The organism is Clavibacter michiganensis (assembly GCF_016907085.1).
Classification (GTDB): domain Bacteria; phylum Actinomycetota; class Actinomycetes; order Actinomycetales; family Microbacteriaceae; genus Clavibacter; species Clavibacter michiganensis_O.
The window spans coordinates 2,095,475-2,116,286 of the sequence record NZ_JAFBBJ010000001.1 but is presented as its reverse complement, the minus strand read 5'-3'; the positions used below and the strand labels follow the sequence as shown (position 1 = coordinate 2,116,286).

Genomic DNA, 20,812 nt, shown 5'->3' with positions numbered 1-20,812 from the left:
CCCGCCCCGCTCAGTAGTGGGTCGGCATCATGCCCGTGGCGAGCTCGCGGCGGCGACGCGCGTGCTCGCCCGCGAAGGAGAGCAGCTCCATGTCGTGCTCGCGCATCCACGCGACGGCGGCCTCTAGCGTGACCGCGGTGGACACCCACACCCGGCGGCCGGAGTCGTCGACCGCGTCGGCGTAGACGTCGAAGACGGGATCCGCGCCGGCCGCGCGCACGGTGGGCACGACGTAGCCGAGGACGGGCTGCGACGCGACCTGCACGCGCCAGGCGCCCTGGTGGAAGCGGGCATGCGGGTGGTGGACGAGGGGCTCGGGCTCGCGGATCATCGGTGCTCCTGATGGTGGGACGGGGGCGCGAGCACCCGGCCGCGCTCGTGGACGACGATAGGCTGTGCGTCCGACACGGGGGTGGTCGGCGCATGGTCAGCGCACGTTCTGCGCATGACGGACGGACGCCCCGCGAACCCCTGGAGCCCATGTCACCGCCGATCCGCCTCCTCCACCAGACGGTGCGCCCCTTCGTAGCGGCCGGCCTGCGCGGCGGCATCCCGACCCCGCTGACCGCGGCCGTGCCCACGGACGCGCCCGTCGGCGTGGTGCCGGGGCCGGATCCCGATCGCGTCCTCGCGCTCGGCGGCATCGGCGGATCCGGCGTGGGCCTCGGCACCCACGCGGAGGGCGTCGCGGCGCAGTCGGCGCAGGCGCTCGCCGCGATCACCGGTCGCGGCGTCGAGTGGCGCACCGTCCCGCTCGCCGACCAGCACCTCACCGCCACGCAGGAGGCCGTGCGGCAGATCACCGAGCTGCACCGCTACGACGTCGTGCTCGTGATGCCCGGTGTCGCCGACGCGCTCGAGCTCGCGCGCATCACCCCGTGGGTCCACCGGCTCGAGGACCTGCTCGACCACCTCGTGGAGCAGACCGCCGACAACTCGATCGTGCTCGTCTCGGACGTGCCGCAGGTGTCGCAGTACGTGCAGGCGGGCGGCTTCGTGCGGGGCCTCTTCCGCGATCACGCGATGTACCTCTCGCAGCGCAAGGCCGAGGTCTGCGCGCGCTTCCCGCAGGTCGCGTCGGTCAAGCTGCCGGACGCGGGTCCCGTCGACTTCGAGGGCGGCGAGTTCCGCTACGCGTCCATGTACCACCGCTGGGGCGAGCACGTGGGTCGCGTGATCGCCGACCTGCAGGCGGGGCGCGGCACGGCCTGACCCGTCCCGCGTGACCGGGCCCGGCGGATCCGCCCGCTCGCGTCCCTAGCGCCCGCGCCGCTGCCCGCGCGGCGGGGGAGTGCGCTTGCCGCCGCCCTTCGCGGTCGGCTTCTTCGCGCCCGCGGCGCCCGGCTTGCCCGCGGCCTTGCGCGCGGTCTTCTGCGCGGCGGTCGGCTTCCGGCGGTCGCGCTCGTCGTCGTCGCGGGAGGAGCGCGAGCTCGCGGCCGTGCGCCCGCGGACGATGCCCACGAGCTCCTCGATGTCGGGGGAGGCGTCGCCCTCGCGCCAGGCCACGGCGATCCGCGTCTCCGGCAGGTCGTGCACCGGCACCGCGACGACGTCCTTGCGCGCGTGCAGCCGGCCGAGCGCGTGCGGCACGACGACGAAGCCGACTCCCGCGGCGACCAGCTCGACGGCCGCGGCGACGTCGTCGGGCATCGGGACGGGATCCGCGCCCGCGGTGCGCCCGGGCCAGCCCGGCACCCGCTCGGCCGGCTGCAGGAGCAGGTCGTCCGCCAGGTCGGCGATCGCGACGGCGTCGGCGTCGGCGTGCGCGTGCTCCTTCGGCAGGATCGCGACCTGCACCTCGCCGTAGAGCGGCACGATCGTGAGGCCGCGCCCGTCGACGGGGAGGCGGAGGAACGCGACGTCCGCGGATCCGTCGACCAGGGCGGGAGCTGCGTCCGGCTCCGCGAGCGGCACGACCCGCAGCGGCACGTCGGCGACGCGCTCGTCCCAGGCGCGGGTCCACTTCGCGACGGTGACGCCCGGCACGATCGCGACGACGAGACCGCGCGGCGGCGCTGCTGCCTCCTCGGCCAGGCGCGCGTCGTCCGCGGCGATCGCGGCGCGGGCCTCGACGAGCCGGTCCTCGCCCGCGGGGCTGAGCCGCGTGGGGCCGTCGTCGCGCACGAACAGCTCGACGCCCCAGAGCGCCTCGAGGTCGAGGATCGAGCGGCTCACGGCGATGCGCGAGACGTTGAGGGCCTTCGCGGCGCGGGCGAAGTGCAGCTCGTCGGCGACGGCGGCGAAGTGCCGGAGGGCGGTCGGATCGGCGTCCACGGGAGTCCCCTCGATGGCCCGCACGGTGGTGGCACGCGGAGCGGCGGCGGGTCGGATCCAGGCTAGTGCAGGGCGCCCGGGGCCCCGACGGTACCCTGGGGGCATGACGAGCCCCGGATCCAGCCAGACGATGAAGGCCGCGACCGCGGCGAAGAAGCTGGGCGTGCACCTCCCGGCGACCCCCGTGGAGTTCCAGGAGTCGACCCCGTCCCGCGCGGAGCTCGCCGAGATGCACGAGAACCCGCCGGAGTGGCTCGCCACCCTGCTGCGCGACGGCCCGCACCCGCGCCAGGTCATCGCCGGCAAGCTCGGCGTCTCCATCGCCGGCCTCGCCCGCGGCGGCGTCGACGAGGCGCTCACCACCGCCCAGATCAAGGAGCTGCTGCAGGCCCCGCCGCAGTGGCTCGTGCAGGAGCGCGCGACGCAGGCCGAGGTGCGCGAGGAGCAGATCCGCGTGAAGAACCGCGACGCCGGCCGCGCCGCCATGGCCGCCGAGCGCGAGCGCCAGGAGGGTGCCGGCGGCTCGCGCCGCTGAGCCGACCCGCACAGGCCCGGGTCCGGCCCGGGATGCGGCCGGCCCTGAGCGGATGATCCCGGGGACCCCGCCGCCGCGATCCCGGCCGCGCGTGAGACCCTGATGCGGTGACCCGCACGAACGACTCGGCCCACCGCCGCCACGCCGCCGATGCCGGATCCGCCGATGCCGGATCCACCGAGCCGGATCCCGCGGGCGCCCTCCCCGCGCCGATCACCGGATCCCGCGTGCCCGGCACGGTCGGCGTCATCGTCGTCGCCGCGCTCGTCACCGCCGTCTACGTGCTCTACTCGGCGCTCGAGTGGCGCCGCTTCACCGTGAAGTCGTGGGACCTCGGCATCTTCACGCAGCTCGCGCAGGACTACTCGCGCCTCCAGGCGCCGCTCGTCTCCATCAAGGGCGACGGCTTCAACCTCATGGGCGACCACTTCCACCCGATCCTCGTGCTGCTCGGCCCGGTCTACGCCGTCTGGCCGCACGCGTTCGCGCTGCTCGTGGTGCAGGCCGTCCTCATCGGGACCTCGGTCATCGGCGTCGGCCGCCTGGCCGGCCGCGTCGTCGGGCGGTGGGGCGCGATCGTCGTCGCCGCCGCGTACGGGCTCAGCTGGGGGATCCAGGGCGCGGTCGCGTTCCAGTTCCACGAGATCGCGTTCGCCCTGCCGCTGCTGGCCTTCGCGCTCGACGCCGTGATCGCCCGCCGCGCGCTCGCCGCCGCGGCGTGGGCCGTGCCGCTCGTGTTCGTGAAGGAGGACCTCGGCCTCACGGTCGCGGTGCTCGGCGCGATCATCGCCCTCACGATGGACCGCCGCATCGGCGTCGCGCTCGCCGGCTGGGGCGTCGCGTGGTTCGTGCTCGCGACCACCGTGATCCTGCCCGCCTTCAACCGGGAGGCCCGCTGGGACTACGCGTCGAAGCTCGACGCGGGCAGCGCGCTCGCGGATCCCTTCGGCACCATCGCGGGGCTGTTCGTCGCGCCGAAGCTCGAGACGGTCGCCTTCCTGATCCTCGCGGGCGCGCTCATCGCGCTGCGCTCGCCGCTGCTCCTCCTCGTGGTGCCGACGCTCGCCTGGCGCTTCCTCTCGCCCACCGAGGCGTACTGGGCGCCCGGCTACCACTACGACGCGGTGCTCATGCCGATCGTGTTCGCCGCCGCGATCGACGGCGTCGTGCGCGCGCGCCGGGGCCGGCAGCACTGGCTCGCCATGGCGTCGCGCGCGACCGTGCCGGTGCTCGCGATCGCCGCGGTCGCCCTCTTCTTCCGCTCGCCCATGGCGGAGTTGACGAAGCCGGCAATCTGGCAGCCCTCACCGCGGGCCGCGCAGGCGCAGGCCGCGCTCGACCAGGTGCCGGCGGGCGCGAGCGTCCTCAGCGACATCGGCCTCATGTCGTACCTCGTCGACGACCACGAGGTCTTCTGGCTCGGCAACCCGGGCAACCCGGCGCCGCAGTACGTCGTGATCGACACCCTCGGCGGCGGCCTCGGCCAGGGCGCGCTCAACGCGGACCAGTACGGCGAGGCGACGCAGGCGGGCACGACCTACGAGATCGTCTACGCCGACGCCGGGTATCAGGTGGCCAGGCGGATCCAGTAGCCGGACGGGCGCGCCAGCCGCACGCCCCCCGCACGCGCGGAGGCCGGGCGCTCCCCCGAGCCGCCCGGCCTCCGCGTGCGCGCGCTCCTCGGGGAGCGCTCCCGATCAGATCGGGATCACCGCCGTGAGCACGCCCACGGCGAGCATCGTCAGCGACACGAGCACCGCGCGCCACAGGACCTTGCGGTGGTGGTCGCCGAGGTTCACGTCCGCGAGTGACACGAGCAGCAGGATCGCCGGCACGAGCGGGCTCTGCAGGTGCACCGGCTGCCCGGTGATGGACGCGCGCGCCATCTCGACGGGGTCGATGCCGTAGTTCGCGGCGCTCTCCGCGAGCACCGGGAGCATGCCGTAGTAGAAGGCGTCGTTGCTCATGAAGAAGGTCATCGGGATGCTGAGCACGCCCGTGATGACCGCGAGGCCGGGGCCGAGGGCGTCCGGGATGATCGTGACGAGCCAGGCCGACATCGCCGAGACCATGCCGGTGCCGTTGAGCACGCCGATGAGGACGCCCGCCGCGAGCACCATCGAGACGACGCCGACCACGCTGGGCGCGTGCGCCGCGATGCGCTCGCCCTGGTGCTTGAGGTCGCGGAAGTTCGCGATGAGCGCGATGGCCGCGCCGACCATGAAGACGTAGGCGAGGGGCAGCTGGTCCATGATCAGCAGCGCCAGCACCACGATCGTGAGGCCGAGGTTGAACCAGATCATGCGCGGGCGCAGGGTCTCGCGGTCGGGGTCGAGCATCGTGGTGCCGAGCGTGGAGACGGCGGCCGTCTCGGCGCGGACGAGGGCCGGGGCCATCGTGATGAGTCCGCCGCGCGGGGTCGCGGGGGCGCCGCGACCGGCGCGCCACCAGCCCGACCCGCCCGTGGACCCGCCGGAGCCGGACCCGCTGCCGCCCGCGGCGTCGAGGCCGCCCTCGGCGCGCGCCTCGCCGAGCGCTGCCAGGCGGCTGCGCTCGCGGAGGCCCATGGTCCAGGCGAAGATCATCACGAGCGCGATGCCGACGAGGAGCGACGGGATCATCGGCACGAAGATGTCGGTCGGCGAGACCTTGAGGGCCGCCGCCGCGCGGACGGTCGGGCCGCCCCACGGGACGATGTTGAGCGTGCCGTTCGCGAGGCCGGCCGTGCAGGTGAGGACCACGGGGCTCATCCCGAGCTTGCGGTAGATGGGCAGCATGGCCGCCGTGGTGACGATGAAGGTCGTGGATCCGTCGCCGTCGAGGGAGACCGCGGCCGCGAGGATCGCCGTGCCGAGCACGATCTTCGCCGGGTCGCCGCCCGCGAGGCGGAGGATGAGGCGCACCAGCGGGTCGAACAGGCCGACGTCGATCATGATGCCGAAGTAGATGATGGCGAACATCAGCAGCGCGGCCGTGGGGGCCAGGTCGCCGAGCGCCTCGATGACCATGTCGCCGATGCCGAGGCCGGCGCCCGCGAAGAGCCCGAAGATCGTCGGCACGAGGATGAGGGCGACCATGGGCGTCAGCCGCTTGGTCATGATGAGCGCCATGAAGGTGAGGACCATGGCGAAGCCCAGGAATACCAGCACGCGTGACTCCTTCGTCGGTGGGCGGGACGCCCGGCTGAACACCACACGCTAGGTGGGCGTCCGCGTCCCGTCGCGCTTGTGCCGCTTCATCGCGATAGTGCACGTAGACGACGTTCTGCGCATTATGCTCACCAGGTGGATCGAGCGACGGGGCGACGGCGGACGGGGCTCGACTTCGCGCGCCGCACGCTCGTCCTCCAGCTGCTCGTCGTGCTCGTGGTGGTGGGGATCGCGACCGTCGCGTACGGCCTGCTGAGCTCCTCCGAGAACCGCCAGGAGGCGCAGGCGACGGCGCTCGCCATCGCGCGGACGGCCGCCGAGGATCCCGCCCTCCGGGCCGCCGTGACGGCCGAGACCGCGGACCCCGCGACCGCCTCCGCCGCCGACCTCGCCGACGGGCCGGTGCAGCGGACGGCCGAGGCGGTGCGGGAGCGGACCGGCGCGCTCTTCGTCGTGGTCACCGACGACCGCGGCCTGCGGCTCGCGCACCCCGACACGGCCGAGCTCGGCGAGCGCGTGAGCACGGATCCGACGGTCGCGCTCGCGGGTCGTGAGGAGGTGACGTGGGCGACCGGCACGCTCGGGGAGTCCGCGCGGGCGAAGGTGCCGGTGCGCGCGCTGGCGGACGCGGGTGCTCCCGGCGACGCGTCCGGCGGCGATGACGCGCGCGTCGTCGGCGAGGTCAGCGTCGGCTTCGCGGCGGCCACGGTGCGGGACTCCATCGGCGTCGACGTCGCGGCCATCGCGGTCGTCGCCCTGCTCGCGCTCGGCGTCGGGGCGGTGGCCAGCGGGATCCTGAGCCGGCGGCTCGCGCGCCTCACCCTCGGCCTCCAGCCGTCCGAGCTCGCGGGCCTCGTGCAGGACCAGGCGGCCGTGCTCTCCGGCGTCGGCGAGGGCGTCCTCGGCCTCGGTCCCGACGGGCGCGTCACCGTCTGCAACCCGCGCGCCGCGGCGCTGCTCGGCCTGGTGGATCCGGTCGGCCGCACGCTCGCGGACCTCGACGTCGCGCCGGTGCTGCGCGACGCGGTGGCCGAGGCGCAGGCCGGGGCCGCCGCGGGATCCCCGTCGCTGCGCGCGGTCGTCGACGACCGGCTGCTCTTCGTCGACGTCGCCCGCGTCGACCGCGACGGACGCGACCTCGGCACGGTGATGGTGCTGCGCGACGAGACGGACATCGAGGCCATGAGCCGCCGCCTCACCGCCGTCACCGCGATGTCCACAGCGCTCCGCGTCCAGCGGCACGAGTTCGCGAACCGCCTCCACGTCGTGCGCGGCCTCGTCGCGACCGGCCGCGTCGACGAGGCCGACAGCTACCTCGCGGGCGTGCTCGAGCAGGGGCCCGTCACGTTCCCGACGGTCGACGCCGGGCTCGTCGACGAGCCCTACCTCCAGGCGTTCCTCGGCGCGAAGGCCCTGGAGGCGGAGGAGCGCGGCGTGGCGCTCCGGGTCGGGCCCGGCACGCTCGTCCGCGGGTTCCTGGTGCGGCCCGAGGAGGTCACGACCGTGCTCGGCAACCTCGTCGACAACGCGGTGCACGCCGCCGTCCGCGGATCCCGCGCCGACCGGTGGGTGGAGGTGGAGGCGCTCGACGACGGCGCGGACCTGCACATCGCGGTGTCGGACTCGGGGGACGGGCTCGCCGCGTCCGACGCCGGCCGCGTGTTCCATCGCCGGCCGGACGACGTGGGCGGGGCCGCGGAGGCGCTCGCGGCGGGCGGGGGAGCGGATCCCGCGCACGGCCTCGGCTTCGGCCTGCCGCTCGTGCGCGACATCGCCCGGCGCGACGGCGGCGACGTGTGGGTCGCGGATCCCGGCGGCCCGCCGCCCGACGCCGACTCCGGCGCCGTGTTCTGCGCGCGCCTCGCGGGCGTGGTCGAGCCGCCCGAAGTGGATCCGCCCGCCGCCGCCACCGACGACCCCGACCGCACCGACACCCCCGACCCCGACGGAGCCCGCGCATGACCGACGACCTCACCGTCCTCATCGTCGACGACGACTTCCGCATCGCCCGCCTGCACGAGGGCATCGTGGAGCAGGCGCCCGGGTTCCGCGCCGTCGGCACCGCGGGCAGCGTGCGCGCGGCGCTCGCCGTGCTCGACACGTCGCGCCCCGACCTCGTGCTCCTCGACGCGTACCTGCCTGACGGCAGCGGCGTGGACCTGGTGCGGCGCATCGAGCCCGACGTGATCCTCGTCACGGCAGCCGACGATCCCGCCACCGTCCGCCGCGCCCTCCGCGGCGGCGCGGTCTCCTACCTCGTGAAGCCGTTCGCGCCCGAGCTGCTCACCGCGCGCCTCGCGGCCTACGCGGCGTTCCGCGCCGGCCTCGCGAGCGACCGCCCGCTCGACCAGGCCGGCATCGACCGCGCCATCCACGCGCTGCGACCCGGCCGGGTCTCCGCGCGCGAGCGGCCGGCGACCGAGCAGGCCGTGCTCGACGCCCTGTCCGCATCCGACGAGGAGCTCAGCGCCCCCGAGATCGCCGAGCGCGTGGGCGTCTCCCGCGCGACAGCGCAGCGCTACCTCGGCGCGCTCGCCCGCGACCGCGTGGTCGACGTGCAGCTCAACTACGGATCCACGGGCCGCCCGGAGCACCGCTACCGGATCCTGCGGCCGCGGTGACGTCGCCGGTCGGACGTACGCTCTCCCGATGACCTCCCCGCTCGACCGCCCCGGCTGGCACGCGCCCCGCTCCGTCCCCCGCGCCGGCATCAGCAGGGCCGCCGTGTCGAGCTGGCTCGACGCCTACGTCGCCGCCTGGCGGTCCTACGAACCCGCCGACATCGCGGCCCTGTGGTCGGAGGACGCGGTGTGGCACTACCCGTTCGAGATCCGCGCGACGGGTCGCGACGCCATCGTCGCGGAGTGGCTGGCCGAGCGCGATGCCTTCGTCGGCGAGCGCTTCGAGGCCGAGTACCACCCGGTGGTCGTCGAGGGGCACACCGCGGTCGCGCACGGGCGCACCGTCTTCCTCGCGTCGGACGGCGACGAGGTCGTCACGGCGTACGACAACATCTGGTTCCTGCGGTTCGACGCCGACGGCCGGTGCAGGGAGTTCCACGAGTGGTACGCCGGCCGACCCGAGGACGAACCGGACCGCGCCGTCCCGCGCCCGTAGGCTCGACGGATGTCCGACGCAGGAGCCCAGGTGATCCGCTTCCATCGGAAGCACCACGACGCGATCGTGAGCGGCGAGAAGGTCACGACCGTGCGCTTCGACGAGGACCTGCGGGTCGGTCCGGCGACGTTCGTCTTCGACGAGCACCCCACCGCCGTCCCGCTCGCCGGACGCGTCACCTCCGTGCGGCCGCACCTCCTGGCGGATCTCACGCCGGAGGACGCGCATCAGCCGCCGGGCACGGACATGGCCCTGTTCGCCGAGCAGCTCCGCGAGAACTACTACCCGACGATGCCGGCGTCGGCGGCCGTCGTGGTCGCGGAGATCGAGCTGCAGGACACCTCGCCCGTGGCCTGAGTCGAGCGACGGCCCGGCCGCCGCGCATGCGGGACCGGGCCGTGAGGTGATCTGGAGGAGTGGATCAGCTCCCGACGACCACCGTCAGCGGCACCTCGTCGGCCGCGAGCTCCTCGCTCGTGGATCCGAGGACCTCGGCGACGGACGCGCGGATGATGGCGAGCCCCTCCTCGACCTCGTCGTCGGTGATCGTGAGCGCGGGCAGCACCTTCATGACCGTGCCGCCGGCGCCGCTGGTCTCCATGAGCATGCCGCGCTCGAACGCCGCCCGGCAGACCGCGCCGGCGAGCTCGCCCGAGGGGAACTCGATGCCGCGCGCGAGGCCGCGGCCGCGCACCTTGAGCTGCATCCCCGGGGCGGCCGAGGCGGCGATCTCGGTGAATACCTCGTGGATCCGCTCGCCCTTGCGCAGCGTGGACGCCTCGAGCTCGCCGTCGGCCCAGTACAGGCGGATGGCCTCGGCGCCCGTGAGGAACGCGGGCGCGATGCCGCGGAAGGTTCCGTTGTGCTCACCGGGCTTCCACTGGTCGAGCTCGGGCTTGAGGAGCGTCAGGGCCATGGGCAGGCCGTAGCCGCCGATGGACTTGGAGAGCGTGACGATGTCCGGGACGATCCCCGACTCCTCGAAGCTGAAGAACCCGCCCGTGCGGCCGCAGCCCATCTGCACGTCGTCGACGATGAGCACGATGCCGTGGCGCGAGGTCAGGTCGCGCAGCTTCCGCAGCCATTCGGCGCTCGCGACGTTGATGCCGCCCTCGCCCTGCACGGTCTCGACAATGACGCCGGCGGGGGTGTCGAAGCCGGAGCCCGAGTCATCGAGCAGCTTCTCGAAGTACGCGAGGGTGTCGGTCTCGCCGCCGAGGTAGCCGTCGAACGGCACCGCGACCGCGTGGTGCAGCGGGTGGCCGGCGCCGCCGCGCTTGAGCGCGTTGCCGGTGACCGCGAGCGCGCCCTCGGTCATGCCGTGGAACGAGTTGGTGAAGTGGACGATCGTGGTGCGGCCGGTGACCTTGCGCGCGAGCTTCATCGCGGCCTCGACCGCGTTGGCGCCGCCCGGGCCGGGGAACATGATGCGGTAGTCGAGCCCACGCGGCTGGAGGATGACGTCCTGGAAGGTCTGCAGGAAGTCGCGGCGGGCCTCCGTGAACATGTCGAGGGAGTGCGTTACGCCGTCTCGCAGGATGTAGTCGACGAGCTTCTGCTTGAGCGCGGGGTTGTTGTGCCCGTAGTTGAGCGCGCCGGCGCCCGCGAAGAAGTCGAGGTAGCGATCGCCGTCGGCCGTGAACATCTCGCTGCCCACCGCCCGGTCGAACACGACCGGCCAGCCGCGGCTGTAGCTCCGGACCTCGGACTCCATCTGCTCGAAGATCGTCATGCCGTGTCGCTCCTTGATGCTCATCGGCGACCTCGGTCGATCGCCGCACGTCGGGCGGGCTCGTGGCTCCGGGCGACGGGGAAGGGCGCTGCGATGCGCAGCCCCTCCATCGTCGCACCTCCTCCCGACATCGCCGGAATCCCTCGCGCGGGGGAACTCTGTAGGGTCGCGGCATGGCCGCATCCGGGGACGTCGATCCGCTCCGGGCCCCGGGGACCGCGATGCTCGACGTCGGCGGCCGGCGGGTGCGGCACCGCGTGACGGGCTCCGGGGATCCGCTCCTCCTCCTGCACGGCATCGGCCGCAGCCTCGAGGACTGGGACGAGCAGCACGCCCGCCTCTCCGCCGGCCACGAGCTGCACAGCCTCGACCTGCCCGGGTTCGGCTGGTCGGATCCGGTCGTCGGAGCGACCACGCTCGAGTCGCTCGCGGACGCGCTGCCCGCGTACCTCGACGCGGCGGGCGTCGCCGGTCCCGTGACCGTGGTCGGCAACTCCCTCGGCGGCGCGGTCGCCATGACCCTGGCGACCCGGCACCCGGATCGCGTGCGCGCGCTCGTGCTCGCGGACAGCGCGGGCTTCGGCCGGCAGGTCACCGTCGGTCTCCGCATGCTCGCCTTCGACCCGCTCGCGACGCTGCTGATGCGCCCGACCCCCGGCAACTCCCGGCGCTCGACCCGCACGATCTTCCACGACCCCGCGCTCACGACCGACGCGCGCGTGCGGCACGCGCAGGAGCTGTCGGCCCGACCGGCCCACGCGGCCACGATGCTCGACATCGCGCGCGACCTCGGCACGGTCCGCGGCGTGAGCTCGCGCTGGCGGCGGCCCCTGGTCGAGAGCGTGCGGGTGTCCGGCCTGCCGGTGCTCGCCGTGTGGGGCGACCGCGACCGGATCCTCCCGCCCGCGCACCTCGCGGCCGTCGCGCGCGAGCTGCCCGACGCGCGCACGCGCCTCATCCCCGACTGCGGGCACATGCCCCAGATCGAGCGCCCGGACCTCTTCGCGGGCCTGGTCGAGGACTTCCTCGCCGGACTCTGACGCCGCCGGGTCGGGCTGGGGAGCGTCCGCGCGGGCCGTCGCCCGGCCACCTACCGTGGCCCCGTCGCGCGGGACCTCCTCGCCCCGATCCTCGGAAGGGCGTCCCATGGGCCTCGCTCCCCGCCGCATCCGCACGCTGCTGGTCAACGGGCTGCTCGTCGCGGCCGTCCTCGCGTCCGTCGTCGCCCTCGCCGCGGCGCCGCCGGGTGCCGCATCCGTCGCGTCGGCGGGCGACGCGGGATCCGTCGTGCACGGCGACCGGCGGGTCGTCGGGGAGCCGACCGCGCCGAGCACCACGTGCGCCACCGTCCCGGCCCAGGTGGCCATGGCGCAGCGGCAGGCATCGGCGGACGACGAGGCGCACGCGCCGGACACCGCGCGCATCCAGGCCGCGCTCGACGGGTGCGCGGGATCCGGCGGCGCCGTCGTCCTCGCGGCCTCGAGCACCACGGCGGCGTTCCTCAGCGCGCCGATCACCGTGCGCGCGGGCGAGGTGCTGGTCCTCGATCCCTCGGTCGTGCTGCACGCCTCCCGGGCCGCCGCGGACTACCAGGTGGCGGGCCGGGCGACGTGCGGCACCGTCGGCGGCGCGGGCGACGGCTGCCGGCCCTTCATCACCCTGTCGTCGCACTCCGGGCTCGCGTCGAGCGCGGCGACCGGCCTCGGCCAGGGCCGTGTCGACGGCCGGGGCGACCTCGCGATCCTCGGCGGGAACGCGAGCTGGTGGCAGGTCGCGGCGAGCGCCAAGCAGGCCGGCAAGCAGAACGTGCCCCGGCTCGTCGCCGCGACGCGGGCGGACGACGTGACGCTGCACGACGTGGACCTCGTCGACTCGCCCGGCACGCACGTGTCCTTCGACCACGGCGACGGCCTCACCGTGTGGGGCGTGCGGATCCGCACCCCCGCTGGCGCCCGCAACACGGACGGCATCGACCCCGCCGGCGCCACGGACGTGACGATCGCCCGCTCCTGGATCAGCGCCGGTGACGACGGGATCGCCGTCAAGGCGGGCACCGCGGCGTCGGCCCACATCAGCATCCTCGACGACCACCTGTTCGGCACGCACGGCGTCGCCATCGGCAGCGAGACGCAGGCCGGGGTGAGCGACGTGCTCGTCGCCCGCGTCACCGTCAGCGGCCGGGACGCCTTCGGGACGCTGAGCGTCGCGGCCGGGGGCATCCGCATCAAGGGCTCCTCCGCGACCGGCGGCCCCGTGCGGGACGTGGAGTACCGCGACGTGTGCGTCGACGAGGTGAAGAACCCCCTGGCGTTCGATCCCCGCTACTCGACGGCGGTCGGCACTTCCATCCCGACCATGACGGGGATCGTGGTGGACGGCTTCCGCGCGACCCGGTCGGTGCACCTCGCGTCGTCCGAGCTCGACGGGAACGACGCGGCGCACCCGCTGGGCCTCGAGCTCCGTCGCACCGCGGTCGACGCGGCGCGCGTCGACATGGCGGCGGTTGACATCACGACCGCGGGCGCGACCTTCGGGGGCGTGCCGCTCGCGTCCACCGCGTCGGACGTGCGCGTGACCGCGGGGCCGGATGCCGGGGATCCGCCGACCTGCGCGTTCCCGGCGTTCCCCGACCTCGGAGCGGGCGCGCCCGTCGAGGGCTAGGAGCGGTCGGCGTCCTCGGCGTCGTCGTCCGCGTCATCCGCGTCCGCGGCGGGAGCGCTCGCCTCGGCCGCGGCGGCCGCGTGCCGGCCCGCGGGGGAGAGCACCTGCTCGTGGCGGGCGGCGAGGGCCTCGAGGCCGTCGTGCGCGGCGACGCGGACGGAGGTGTCGGGATCCGTGAGCGCGCGGCGGATGACGTCCTCGTCGGCAGGGGAGCCGACCGCGCCGAGCGCGCGGAGGGCGGCGCCGCGGACGCGGGCGTTCTCGTCGGTGACGAGCACCGTCAGCGCGCGCACGAGCGGCAGCTGCCGGGTCGCGACGACCTTCGCGCAGGCCTCGCGCACGCGCCAGGCGCGGTTCGTGAGGTTCTTCTCGACGACCTTCGCGGCCTCGGGCGTCCAGGCGTAGAGGAGCGCGCGGGCGCCCCAGGCCTCGGGCCAGTAGAGGGGAGGCGCGCCGTTGAGGATCCCGCGGGCGTGGCGTCCGCCGACCAGCAGCAGGAAGTCGTCGCCCTCGTACAGCCCGTCCAGCAGGCCCATCGCCCGCAGGGCGACCTCCCGCTCGCTCGTGCGCGACACCGCGTCGCTCATGCGCGTCGCGAGGGAGTCCTCGCGACGGCGGGGGTCATCTCCGTCAGCCATGCGGACAACCGTATCGGCTGCGGCAGGCGCGGCCCGCCGCCCGGGACCGGCGGGAGCGGCGGGAGGGCGGATCAGCCGGCCTGCGTGTTGAAGAGCAGACCCAGCAGGTAGGTGGCCCCGGCCGCGCCGAATCCGATGAGCAGCTGGCGTCCCGCGCGGCGCAGGGGCGGGCCGCCCGAGAGGAGGCCCGTGACCGCGCCTGTGATCGACAGCGCGATCGCGACGAGCACGCACGCGACCGCGAGCGCCGCGAGGCCCTGGAGGCCGAACAGGTACGGGAGCACCGGGATCACGGCGCCGGACGCGAAGAAGCAGAAGCTCGAGATCGCCGCGCCCCACGCGGTGCCGACGCTCTCGTGGTCGTCCTCCGGCGCGGCGACGCCCGCGATGGTGACGGGGATCGGCCGGGTCTCGGCCGCGAGGTCGCGCAGCACCTCGTCGGCGTGCGCGAGCGCCTCGTCCTCCGTCATGCCGCGGGCGCGGTAGACGAGGGCGAGCTCGTTGGCGTCGACGTCGAGGTGCGGGAGGGCGTCGCGCGTGCCCGGATCCGGGGCCGAGGCCTCGAGCAGCTCGCGCTGGGAGCGCACCGACACGAACTCGCCCGCGCCCATGGAGAGCGCGCCGGCGAGGAGGCCCGCGAGGCCCGTGGCGAGGATCACGGAGTTCGCGACGCCCGTGGCTGTGATGCCGAGCACGAGCGCCAGGTTGCTGACGAGCCCGTCGTTGGCGCCGAACACGGCCGCGCGGAACGTGCCCGAGAGCCGCATCCGGCCGCGGGTGGCGAGGCCGCGGACGACCTCCTCGTGCACGCGCTCGTCGGCGGCCATCGCGTCGGTGGCGTCGGCGTCGTCCGCGTAGGGCGAGCGGCTCTCGGCGCGCTGCGCGAGGGCGAGCACGAAGACGGATCCGAACCGGCGGGCCAGCAGGCCGAGGATGCGGGTGCGGATGTCGCCGCGCACGGGCTTGCCGACGCGGTTGCCGAGCAGCTCGATCCAGTGGTCGGCGTGGCGGCCCTCGGCCTCGGCGAGGGCGAGCAGGATCTCGCGCTCCTCGCCGGTGCGGCGGCCGGCGAGGTCGCGGTAGACGGCGGCCTCGGCGCGCTCGTCGGCGAGGTACTGCCGCCAGCGGCGCACCTGGGCGGGCGTCGGATCGGGCGTTCGGGCAGGGGGCATGGATGTCATGGGTCCTCCGGTCGGGCGACGGCCGGGAACCGCAGAGGGTCTCCGGCCGACGCGACGGCGCATCGCGCGCCTGTCGTTCGTCTGGCCGAAGGTCTCGTCCGCCCGCCTCGCTCGTGCTCCGTGGCGGGTGATGCACCGGGCCCGGGGGCCAGCATGTCGACGCATCGCCGTCCGGCTCGAAGGCCGGGGGGACTACTCCCCTTCGAGAGGAGACCCTAGCGCACGGGTCCGAGGGGGCCAGGCGCCCCCGCCGCTCAGGCCGGCGGCAGCAGCACGATGACCAGCGGCAGCACGGGCAGCGCGCACGCGACCGCGCACAGCAGCCGCAGCGCGACCCGGTGCCCGCCGCGGGGGTGGCGCATGCGGTCGGCGCGGAGGGCGGAGAGGCCGCCGTCGGGATCCAGCTTGCGGAGCGCCGCGGCGACCGTGGCCGGCCCGGTGGCGCGGGCCGCGTGGTCGTCGGCGATGAACTCGATCGCGATGGTGGTGGAGAGCGCGAGGCGCTGGCTCGCGGGGAGGGCCGGGAGGATCGCGCGGGAGACCTGGGCGATCCGCACCGCGAGCGCGTGCCGCTGCTCGAGGTGCGCGGTCTCGTGCTCGAGCACGGCCGCGAGCTCGTCGTCGTCGAGGCGGGCGCGCGTCTCGGTGGTGAGGAGGATCACGCCGGTGGCGGGGGAGAGCGCGGCGAGCGGCACGTCCGACTCCACGATCCGCGCATCCCGCCCCGCCACCCGGTACGGCCGCGACGCCAGCAGCAGCGCCGCCACCTCGCCCGCCCGCTGCCGGGCCTCGCGCACCACCCGGCCGCCCTCCTCCACGATGCGGAACAGCAGCACGCCGAGGACACCCGCGGCGACGTAGGCCAGCGGGATCGCGGCGACGGGCGCCGTGTCCGCGTCCTGCTGCGGGCCGGCGCCCGCCTGCATCGCCATGCCCTGGTGGATGAGGAGCCCGAGCCCGGATCCGAGGCTCAGCACCGCCGTGACGAGGAACCCGTGCCAGGCGGCGAGCATCGCGACGGGCCGCTGCGCGACGAGCGGCAGGCGGCCGAGGAGGAGCGGCGCCAGCAGCGTGACGGTGACGTAGCACTCCAGCAGGAGCACCGCGCGGACCGTGTCGCTCACTGGTCGCGCTCCGATCGGGTGGTGCGGTGATGCGGGGAGCCGGGCGCGGGGACGCGGGGACGGCCGGGCTAGATGGTCTCGGGGAGCGCCTTCGCGTTGTCGATGACCTGGCTCAGCACGGTCTTGAGGCCCTCGAGCTGCTCCTCCGTCATGGAGAGCCGGTCGCGGATCTGCTGCGGGATGGCGACGGCCTTCTCGCGGAGCTCGCGGCCCTGGTCGGTGAGGCCGATCTCCAGCACGCGCTCGTCCGTCGCCCGGCGCACGCGCCACACGTGGCCCATGGCCTCCAGCCGCTTGAGGAGCGGGGAGAGCGTGGCGCTGTCGAGCTGGAGCTCGTGGCTGAGGTCCTTGACCGAGCGCGGCCCGCGGGCCCAGAGCGCGAGGAGCACGAGGTACTGGGGGTGGGTGAGCCCCAGCGGGTCGAGGATGGGTCGGTAGAGGGCGGTCACGCTGCGGGCGGCGACGACGAGCGAGTAGCTGACCTGCCTGTCGAGCGCGAGCGGGTCCTGCAGGTCCTGCGGTGTTGACATGGTTCCTCCGCGGGTCATTCTGTCACTCCGTGTTGCTAACCCCGGGCGTTCGGGCCGCGGCAGCCGGATCTGTGGAAAAGCTCCTGCTTGTGAGGCATTCGGAGCGGCCGCCTCAGGCGGCGGGTCGCGCGGCCGTCGGGAGCAGACGGGCCTCGAGCTCGGCGGCCGTCTCGACCACCGCGATGGTGCCCGCGGCCTCCGCGGGGCTGCCGTAGCCCCAGCCGACCATCACCGTCGGGATCCCGTGGGCGGCCGCCCCGAGCACGTCGTGCTCGCGGTCGCCCACCATCACGACGTTGCCGAGGTCGATCCCGTCCGCGCGCAGCCGGCGGAGGGCCTCCTCGATGACGTCGGCCTTCGCGGATCGCACCTCGTCCTCGCTCGCGCCGCAGACCTCGGTGAAGAGGTCGGCGATGCCGTAGTGGTCGAGCACGCGGCGGGCCTGCGACTCGGGCTTGCTGGTGGCGAGGGAGAGCGGGATGCCGGCCGCGTGGATCGCGCGCAGGACATCGGGCACCCCCGCGTAGACCGAGCTGTCGAAGACGCCGCCGCCCGCGTAGCCCTCGCGGTAGTGGGCGAGGGCGCGCTGCTGGGCGTCGTCGTCCATGCCGGCGAGGTCGCGGAACGAGTCGAGGATGGGCGGGCCCACGTACTCGAGGAGCTGGGCCGGGCCGGGCACGGGCAGGCCCATGAAGACGAGGGTCTTCGCGAGCTGCGCGGTGATGCCGGGGGCCGAGTCGGTGATGGTGCCGTCGAGGTCGAAGAGGATGCAGCTCCAGGGCGCGGAGCCCGCGACGGGGGACGGCGTGGACGTGTCGGGTGCGGTCACGCTGCCACCCTACGAGGGTCGATCGGGTGCCTGCCGGGAACCCCCACCGTCACTGCTGGGTGAGGCCGTGCTCCGTCTTCTCCCAGTAGTGCGGCCGGGTGAGCAGCTGCCAGAGGCCCTTGTACGCGGCGATGGAGTGGAGGATCCAGTAGACGGGGTTGAGCAGCGACCACAGGATCAGGTGGAACGTGCCGCGCTTGAACGGCCCCATCATCGAGACGTAGACCATGACCCCGTTGCCGATGAGGAAGTTGAACAGGCTCGTCCAGAGCGCCCACGCCGGGAAGACGGAGGTGAGGACCGTGCTCGGGATGGCGAGCGACGCGATCGTCACGAGGTAGAAGGGGATCACGCCGAGGAACGTGGCCGGCGTCCCGCCGATGAGGAGCGCGAACGACAGGAAGCGCACGAGGCCGACCTCGCGGATGAGCGCGACCGGACGGCGGGCGTGCACGAGCGTCGTCTGCATGTACCCCTTGATCCACCGCGAGCGCTGCCGGATGAAGTTGGGGATGGAGGTGTTCGCCTCTTCCATGGTGGTGGAGTTGATGACGCCCACGCGGTAGCCGACGGCCGAGGCGCGGATGCCGAGGTCGGCGTCCTCCGTCACGTTGTAGGGGTCCCAGCCGCCGAGCTCGACGAGCGCGCCCGTGCGGAAGTGGTTCGAGGTGCCGCCGAGGGGGATCGGCAGCTCCGAGTGGTCGAGGCCCGCGAGCATGTAGTCGAACCAGTACGAGTACTCGAGCGTGAACATGCGCGTGAGCGCGTTCTCGGTCGCGTTGAAGTAGTTGAGGGCGGCCTGCACGCACACCATCTCGGGGCCGCCGCGCTCGAAGGCGATGAGCGCCTTCTTGAGCTGGTCGGGATCGGGCGTGTCCTCGGCGTCGTATATGACGAGGAACTCGCCCGACGCGAGGGTGAGGCCCACGTTGCAGGCGCGCGGCTTGGTCTGCGGCTGGCCCGCGGGCACGGTGACGATGTGGAAGTGGGCGGGCGGATCCGCGTGCACGATCGCGTCCCGCGTCTCGGAGTCCTCCTCCTCGATGAGGATGAGCACCTCGAGCTTGTGCGCCGGGTAGTCGAGCCCGCCGAGGTTCTCGATGAGCTGGGCGACGATGTTGGCCTCCCGGAACACCGGCACCAGGACCGTGTAGATCGGCAGGTCGGCGTCGTCGAGCCGCGCGACCTCCGCGTCGGTGACGCGCTCCACCACGTCGAAGCGCGCGCCCTGCAGCGCCACCAGGAACTTGAACGTCGTCGCCGCGAGGAACGCGAGGCTCACCACGGAGAGCGCGCCGACGGCGGTCTGCCGCGGCCACACCACCGCCAGCGCGACGATGATCACGGCGGCCACCAGGGCGCCCGTCTTCTGGCCGCGCGAGAAGACGAAGCGGCCGGACAGCTCGGGATTCCTGCGGAAGAGCCGGTTGGCGGCGTCGTCCGCGACGGCCTCGCCGCACAGGCGGAGGACCGCGTCCTTGAGCTCCCACGGATCCACGTCGGTGAACGAGAGCGGGCCGCCGAGATCCGCGGCCAGGTCGTCGGCGAACGCGGGCTCGCGGTGGCGTCCGTCCGTGGCGACGAGCTGCCGGCCGTCGGCGAGGCGCCGGATCGGCAGCCACCCCTCGGCGAGGTAGCGCTCGCGGGGGCCGCGCCGGACGGGCTCCGGGTCGATGTCGTCCTGCCACGTCGGCTGCGCGAGGGTCATCTCAGGCCCACCCGATGGCGCGGGCGATGGATCCCATCCAGTCGAGGACGACGGGGCGGTTGTACGCGGCCGCCCACGCGATGGCGATCTGGACGGCGGCGACGATCGTGATCAGCACGTCGGCCCGACGCGTGGTCGCGGCCGGGAGGATCGCCATGCCCATCATCGTCATGATGAAGAAGGTGTTGCCGGCGGAGTTGGCGGGGATCAGGCCGAGGATGTAGCCGACCAGCAGGCCGAGGAACAGCAGCGTGGAGATGAGCACGGCGCCGGGGCGGCGGACCAGGAGCGCGAGGATCCAGCCGGAGATCATCGGCGCGAGCAGCAGGAAGCCGTTGAGGGTGGTGACGAGCTGCGGCACGGTGTCCCAGAGGGCCGGGTCGTAGCGGAACTGGGCCGTGAGGAACGCGAACGGCTCGTGCAGGAAGACGAGCTGCAGGAACGCCACCGTGAGGAAGGCCGAGAGGGTCGGGAACAGGAGCACGAGGGTGTTCGACGCCCGGGCCCCGCGCTCGCCGCGGCGGGCGAGCGAGATCAGCGGCGCGGCCAGCCCGATGACGACGATGTAGACGATGCCGCTCGCGCTGGAGAGCGCCGAGAGCGAGAACAGCAGCCCCGCGCGGAAGCCGGCCTGCGTGTTCCGGTACGCGACGAAGCGGACCATGTTGGTGGCGCCCACGCCGAACGCCGCGACGCCGAGGAACGCCTCGAGGTTGGTCGTCACCATGTGGGCGAACAGCGGGTTGGCGCCGAGGGCCGCCATGAACATGGCGGACTCGACGGGCGGGAAGCGGCGCTGCTGCATCGCCTGGAGCATCTGCTGGAGGAAGGGGCCCGCGATGAGCGCGCCGACGATCCCGAGGCCGAGGGTCCCGCCGGGGGTGAGGGCGGCGACGACCGTCGCCACGGGCGGGTAGAGGTCGCCCACCCACGCGGCGTCGGCGCGGGTCCAGTCGATGCGGGCGACCCGGGCGAGGAGGTCGGCGTTCACCGTGGTCGTGGCCATCGGCGATTCGGCCGCCGCCCGGTCCCCGAGGATCGCGACCACGATGTAGGGGAGGCTGAAGAGCAGGCGCAGCAGCCAGCGGCTCCTCGTGCTGCGGGGATACGGGTCGATCCGCACGCGCGCGGCGGTCGGCCCCGCCCCGGTGCCGGCACCGGCGGCCCGGGCGGCGGCGCGGGAGGCGGTGGCGTCGATCGTGGTCACGGCGTCGCCCCGACGACCGCATCGGCACGCCTCACGTCCACCCCCGTAGATGCGGCGGTGAACCGTCGCCCGTCTGACGCTAGGCAGGGGTCCGAGCAGTGCACAGCCCCCGAACGGGGACACGTCG

At 74.3% G+C, this 20,812-nt stretch carries 20 protein-coding genes; 9 read left to right on the top strand and 11 right to left on the bottom strand.

Annotation, left to right across the window (positions count from 1 at the left end; all coding sequences use genetic code 11):
• Window positions 1-10: 10 nt before the first annotated feature.
• Window positions 11-331, bottom strand: coding sequence for a hypothetical protein (locus tag JOE38_RS09850; protein WP_204576106.1), 321 nt, complete (start codon window positions 329-331; stop codon window positions 11-13).
• A gap of 149 nt (window positions 332-480) precedes the next feature.
• Here JOE38_RS09850 and JOE38_RS09845 point away from each other — a divergent pair, with 149 nt between their 5' ends.
• Entirely contained in the window at window positions 481-1,212 is a 732-nt protein-coding gene (locus JOE38_RS09845) for a hypothetical protein (protein ID WP_204576105.1), read from the top strand.
• 45 nt (window positions 1,213-1,257) lie between these two features.
• Here the strand turns inward: JOE38_RS09845 and JOE38_RS09840 are convergent, their stop codons facing one another.
• Window positions 1,258-2,274: a LysR substrate-binding domain-containing protein gene (locus tag JOE38_RS09840; protein WP_204576104.1), complete on the bottom strand. Its 1,017-nt coding sequence runs from the start codon at window positions 2,272-2,274 to the stop codon at window positions 1,258-1,260.
• A gap of 103 nt (window positions 2,275-2,377) precedes the next feature.
• Here JOE38_RS09840 and JOE38_RS09835 point away from each other — a divergent pair, with 103 nt between their 5' ends.
• Window positions 2,378-2,809 carry a DUF5997 family protein gene (locus JOE38_RS09835; RefSeq protein ID WP_094127217.1) on the top strand — a complete coding sequence of 144 codons (432 nt, stop codon included), beginning with the start codon at window positions 2,378-2,380 and terminating at the stop codon, window positions 2,807-2,809.
• 107 nt (window positions 2,810-2,916) lie between these two features.
• On the top strand, window positions 2,917-4,401 hold the full coding sequence (locus tag JOE38_RS09830) for a DUF2079 domain-containing protein (RefSeq protein ID WP_204576103.1): 1,485 nt from the start codon (window positions 2,917-2,919) through the stop codon (window positions 4,399-4,401).
• A 105-nt stretch (window positions 4,402-4,506) separates the two neighbouring features.
• Here JOE38_RS09830 and JOE38_RS09825 read toward each other — a convergent pair whose 3' ends face one another.
• Window positions 4,507-5,934: a CitMHS family transporter gene (locus JOE38_RS09825; protein WP_239545437.1), complete on the bottom strand. Its 1,428-nt coding sequence runs from the start codon at window positions 5,932-5,934 to the stop codon at window positions 4,507-4,509.
• A gap of 159 nt (window positions 5,935-6,093) precedes the next feature.
• On the opposite strand from JOE38_RS09825, the gene JOE38_RS09820 reads away from it, so the two are divergent.
• Genes JOE38_RS09820 through JOE38_RS09805 form a run of 4 tightly spaced genes read left to right on the top strand, consistent with a single transcriptional unit; the run spans window position 6,094 to window position 9,432 of the window.
• The gene (locus JOE38_RS09820) at window positions 6,094-7,920 is read left to right on the top strand and encodes a sensor histidine kinase (RefSeq protein WP_204576101.1); all 1,827 of its coding nucleotides are present in this window, start codon (window positions 6,094-6,096) and stop codon (window positions 7,918-7,920) included.
• Complete coding sequence (locus tag JOE38_RS09815; protein ID WP_116054080.1) at window positions 7,917-8,579, top strand: response regulator transcription factor; 663 nt, start codon at window positions 7,917-7,919, stop codon at window positions 8,577-8,579. Before JOE38_RS09820 ends, JOE38_RS09815 begins: the two co-directional genes overlap by 4 nt.
• A gap of 28 nt (window positions 8,580-8,607) precedes the next feature.
• Window positions 8,608-9,075, top strand: coding sequence for a YybH family protein (locus tag JOE38_RS09810; protein WP_204576099.1), 468 nt, complete (start codon window positions 8,608-8,610; stop codon window positions 9,073-9,075).
• 9 nt (window positions 9,076-9,084) lie between these two features.
• Entirely contained in the window at window positions 9,085-9,432 is a 348-nt protein-coding gene (locus tag JOE38_RS09805; RefSeq protein WP_204576097.1) for an ASCH domain-containing protein, read from the top strand.
• 64 nt (window positions 9,433-9,496) lie between these two features.
• Here the strand turns inward: JOE38_RS09805 and ectB are convergent, their stop codons facing one another.
• On the bottom strand, window positions 9,497-10,831 hold the full coding sequence (gene ectB / locus JOE38_RS09800; RefSeq protein ID WP_204576095.1) for a diaminobutyrate--2-oxoglutarate transaminase: 1,335 nt from the start codon (window positions 10,829-10,831) through the stop codon (window positions 9,497-9,499).
• A 149-nt stretch (window positions 10,832-10,980) separates the two neighbouring features.
• Between ectB and JOE38_RS09795 the strand changes: the two genes are divergently transcribed.
• Together JOE38_RS09795 and JOE38_RS09790 are read left to right on the top strand one after the other, a co-directional pair.
• Window positions 10,981-11,847 (top strand): alpha/beta fold hydrolase, encoded by an 867-nt coding sequence (locus tag JOE38_RS09795; protein WP_204576091.1) that lies wholly within the window; start codon window positions 10,981-10,983, stop codon window positions 11,845-11,847.
• A gap of 106 nt (window positions 11,848-11,953) precedes the next feature.
• Window positions 11,954-13,468 carry a glycoside hydrolase family 28 protein gene (locus JOE38_RS09790; RefSeq protein WP_204576089.1) on the top strand — a complete coding sequence of 505 codons (1,515 nt, stop codon included), beginning with the start codon at window positions 11,954-11,956 and terminating at the stop codon, window positions 13,466-13,468.
• Here the strand turns inward: JOE38_RS09790 and JOE38_RS09785 are convergent.
• The 7 genes from JOE38_RS09785 to JOE38_RS09755 form a co-directional block, all read right to left on the bottom strand.
• Window positions 13,465-14,106 (bottom strand): HEAT repeat domain-containing protein, encoded by a 642-nt coding sequence (locus tag JOE38_RS09785; RefSeq protein ID WP_204576087.1) that lies wholly within the window; start codon window positions 14,104-14,106, stop codon window positions 13,465-13,467. The genes JOE38_RS09790 and JOE38_RS09785 overlap by 4 nt on opposite strands.
• 71 nt (window positions 14,107-14,177) lie before the next feature.
• A complete protein-coding gene (locus tag JOE38_RS09780; RefSeq protein WP_204576085.1) occupies window positions 14,178-15,287 on the bottom strand; it encodes a VIT1/CCC1 transporter family protein in 1,110 nt (369 codons plus the stop codon).
• 254 nt (window positions 15,288-15,541) lie between these two features.
• Window positions 15,542-16,411 carry a M56 family metallopeptidase gene (locus tag JOE38_RS09775; RefSeq protein ID WP_204576082.1) on the bottom strand — a complete coding sequence of 290 codons (870 nt, stop codon included), beginning with the start codon at window positions 16,409-16,411 and terminating at the stop codon, window positions 15,542-15,544.
• A 68-nt stretch (window positions 16,412-16,479) separates the two neighbouring features.
• Window positions 16,480-16,941, bottom strand: coding sequence for a MarR family winged helix-turn-helix transcriptional regulator (locus JOE38_RS09770; RefSeq protein ID WP_012039555.1), 462 nt, complete (start codon window positions 16,939-16,941; stop codon window positions 16,480-16,482).
• Between the two features lie 112 nt (window positions 16,942-17,053).
• Window positions 17,054-17,770, bottom strand: a complete 717-nt coding sequence (locus JOE38_RS09765) for an HAD family hydrolase (protein ID WP_204576081.1) — start codon at window positions 17,768-17,770, stop codon at window positions 17,054-17,056.
• Between the two features lie 49 nt (window positions 17,771-17,819).
• On the bottom strand, window positions 17,820-19,478 hold the full coding sequence (locus tag JOE38_RS09760) for a glycosyltransferase family 2 protein (protein ID WP_204576080.1): 1,659 nt from the start codon (window positions 19,476-19,478) through the stop codon (window positions 17,820-17,822).
• Between the two features lies 1 nt (window position 19,479).
• On the bottom strand, window positions 19,480-20,685 hold the full coding sequence (locus JOE38_RS09755) for a hypothetical protein (protein WP_204576079.1): 1,206 nt from the start codon (window positions 20,683-20,685) through the stop codon (window positions 19,480-19,482).
• Window positions 20,686-20,812 lie beyond the last annotated feature (127 nt).

Excerpts from the sequence above, each read along its gene's own strand:
- ectB (WP_204576095.1), bottom strand. The coding sequence starts at position 10,831 with ATGAGCATCAAGGAGCGACACGGCATGACGATCTTCGAGCAGATGGAG.
- JOE38_RS09795 (WP_204576091.1), top strand. The coding sequence starts at position 10,981 with ATGGCCGCATCCGGGGACGTCGATCCGCTCCGGGCCCCGGGGACCGCG.
- JOE38_RS09825 (WP_239545437.1), bottom strand. The coding sequence starts at position 5,934 with ATGGTCCTCACCTTCATGGCGCTCATCATGACCAAGCGGCTGACGCCC.
- JOE38_RS09850 (WP_204576106.1), bottom strand. The coding sequence starts at position 331 with ATGATCCGCGAGCCCGAGCCCCTCGTCCACCACCCGCATGCCCGCTTC.
- JOE38_RS09770 (WP_012039555.1), bottom strand. The coding sequence starts at position 16,941 with ATGTCAACACCGCAGGACCTGCAGGACCCGCTCGCGCTCGACAGGCAG.
- JOE38_RS09815 (WP_116054080.1), top strand. The coding sequence starts at position 7,917 with ATGACCGACGACCTCACCGTCCTCATCGTCGACGACGACTTCCGCATC.
- JOE38_RS09785 (WP_204576087.1), bottom strand. The coding sequence starts at position 14,106 with ATGGCTGACGGAGATGACCCCCGCCGTCGCGAGGACTCCCTCGCGACG.
- JOE38_RS09810 (WP_204576099.1), top strand. The coding sequence starts at position 8,608 with ATGACCTCCCCGCTCGACCGCCCCGGCTGGCACGCGCCCCGCTCCGTC.
- JOE38_RS09845 (WP_204576105.1), top strand. The coding sequence starts at position 481 with ATGTCACCGCCGATCCGCCTCCTCCACCAGACGGTGCGCCCCTTCGTA.
- JOE38_RS09790 (WP_204576089.1), top strand. The coding sequence starts at position 11,954 with ATGGGCCTCGCTCCCCGCCGCATCCGCACGCTGCTGGTCAACGGGCTG.
- JOE38_RS09835 (WP_094127217.1), top strand. The coding sequence starts at position 2,378 with ATGACGAGCCCCGGATCCAGCCAGACGATGAAGGCCGCGACCGCGGCG.
- JOE38_RS09760 (WP_204576080.1), bottom strand. The coding sequence starts at position 19,478 with ATGACCCTCGCGCAGCCGACGTGGCAGGACGACATCGACCCGGAGCCC.
- JOE38_RS09780 (WP_204576085.1), bottom strand. The coding sequence starts at position 15,287 with ATGACATCCATGCCCCCTGCCCGAACGCCCGATCCGACGCCCGCCCAG.
- JOE38_RS09805 (WP_204576097.1), top strand. The coding sequence starts at position 9,085 with ATGTCCGACGCAGGAGCCCAGGTGATCCGCTTCCATCGGAAGCACCAC.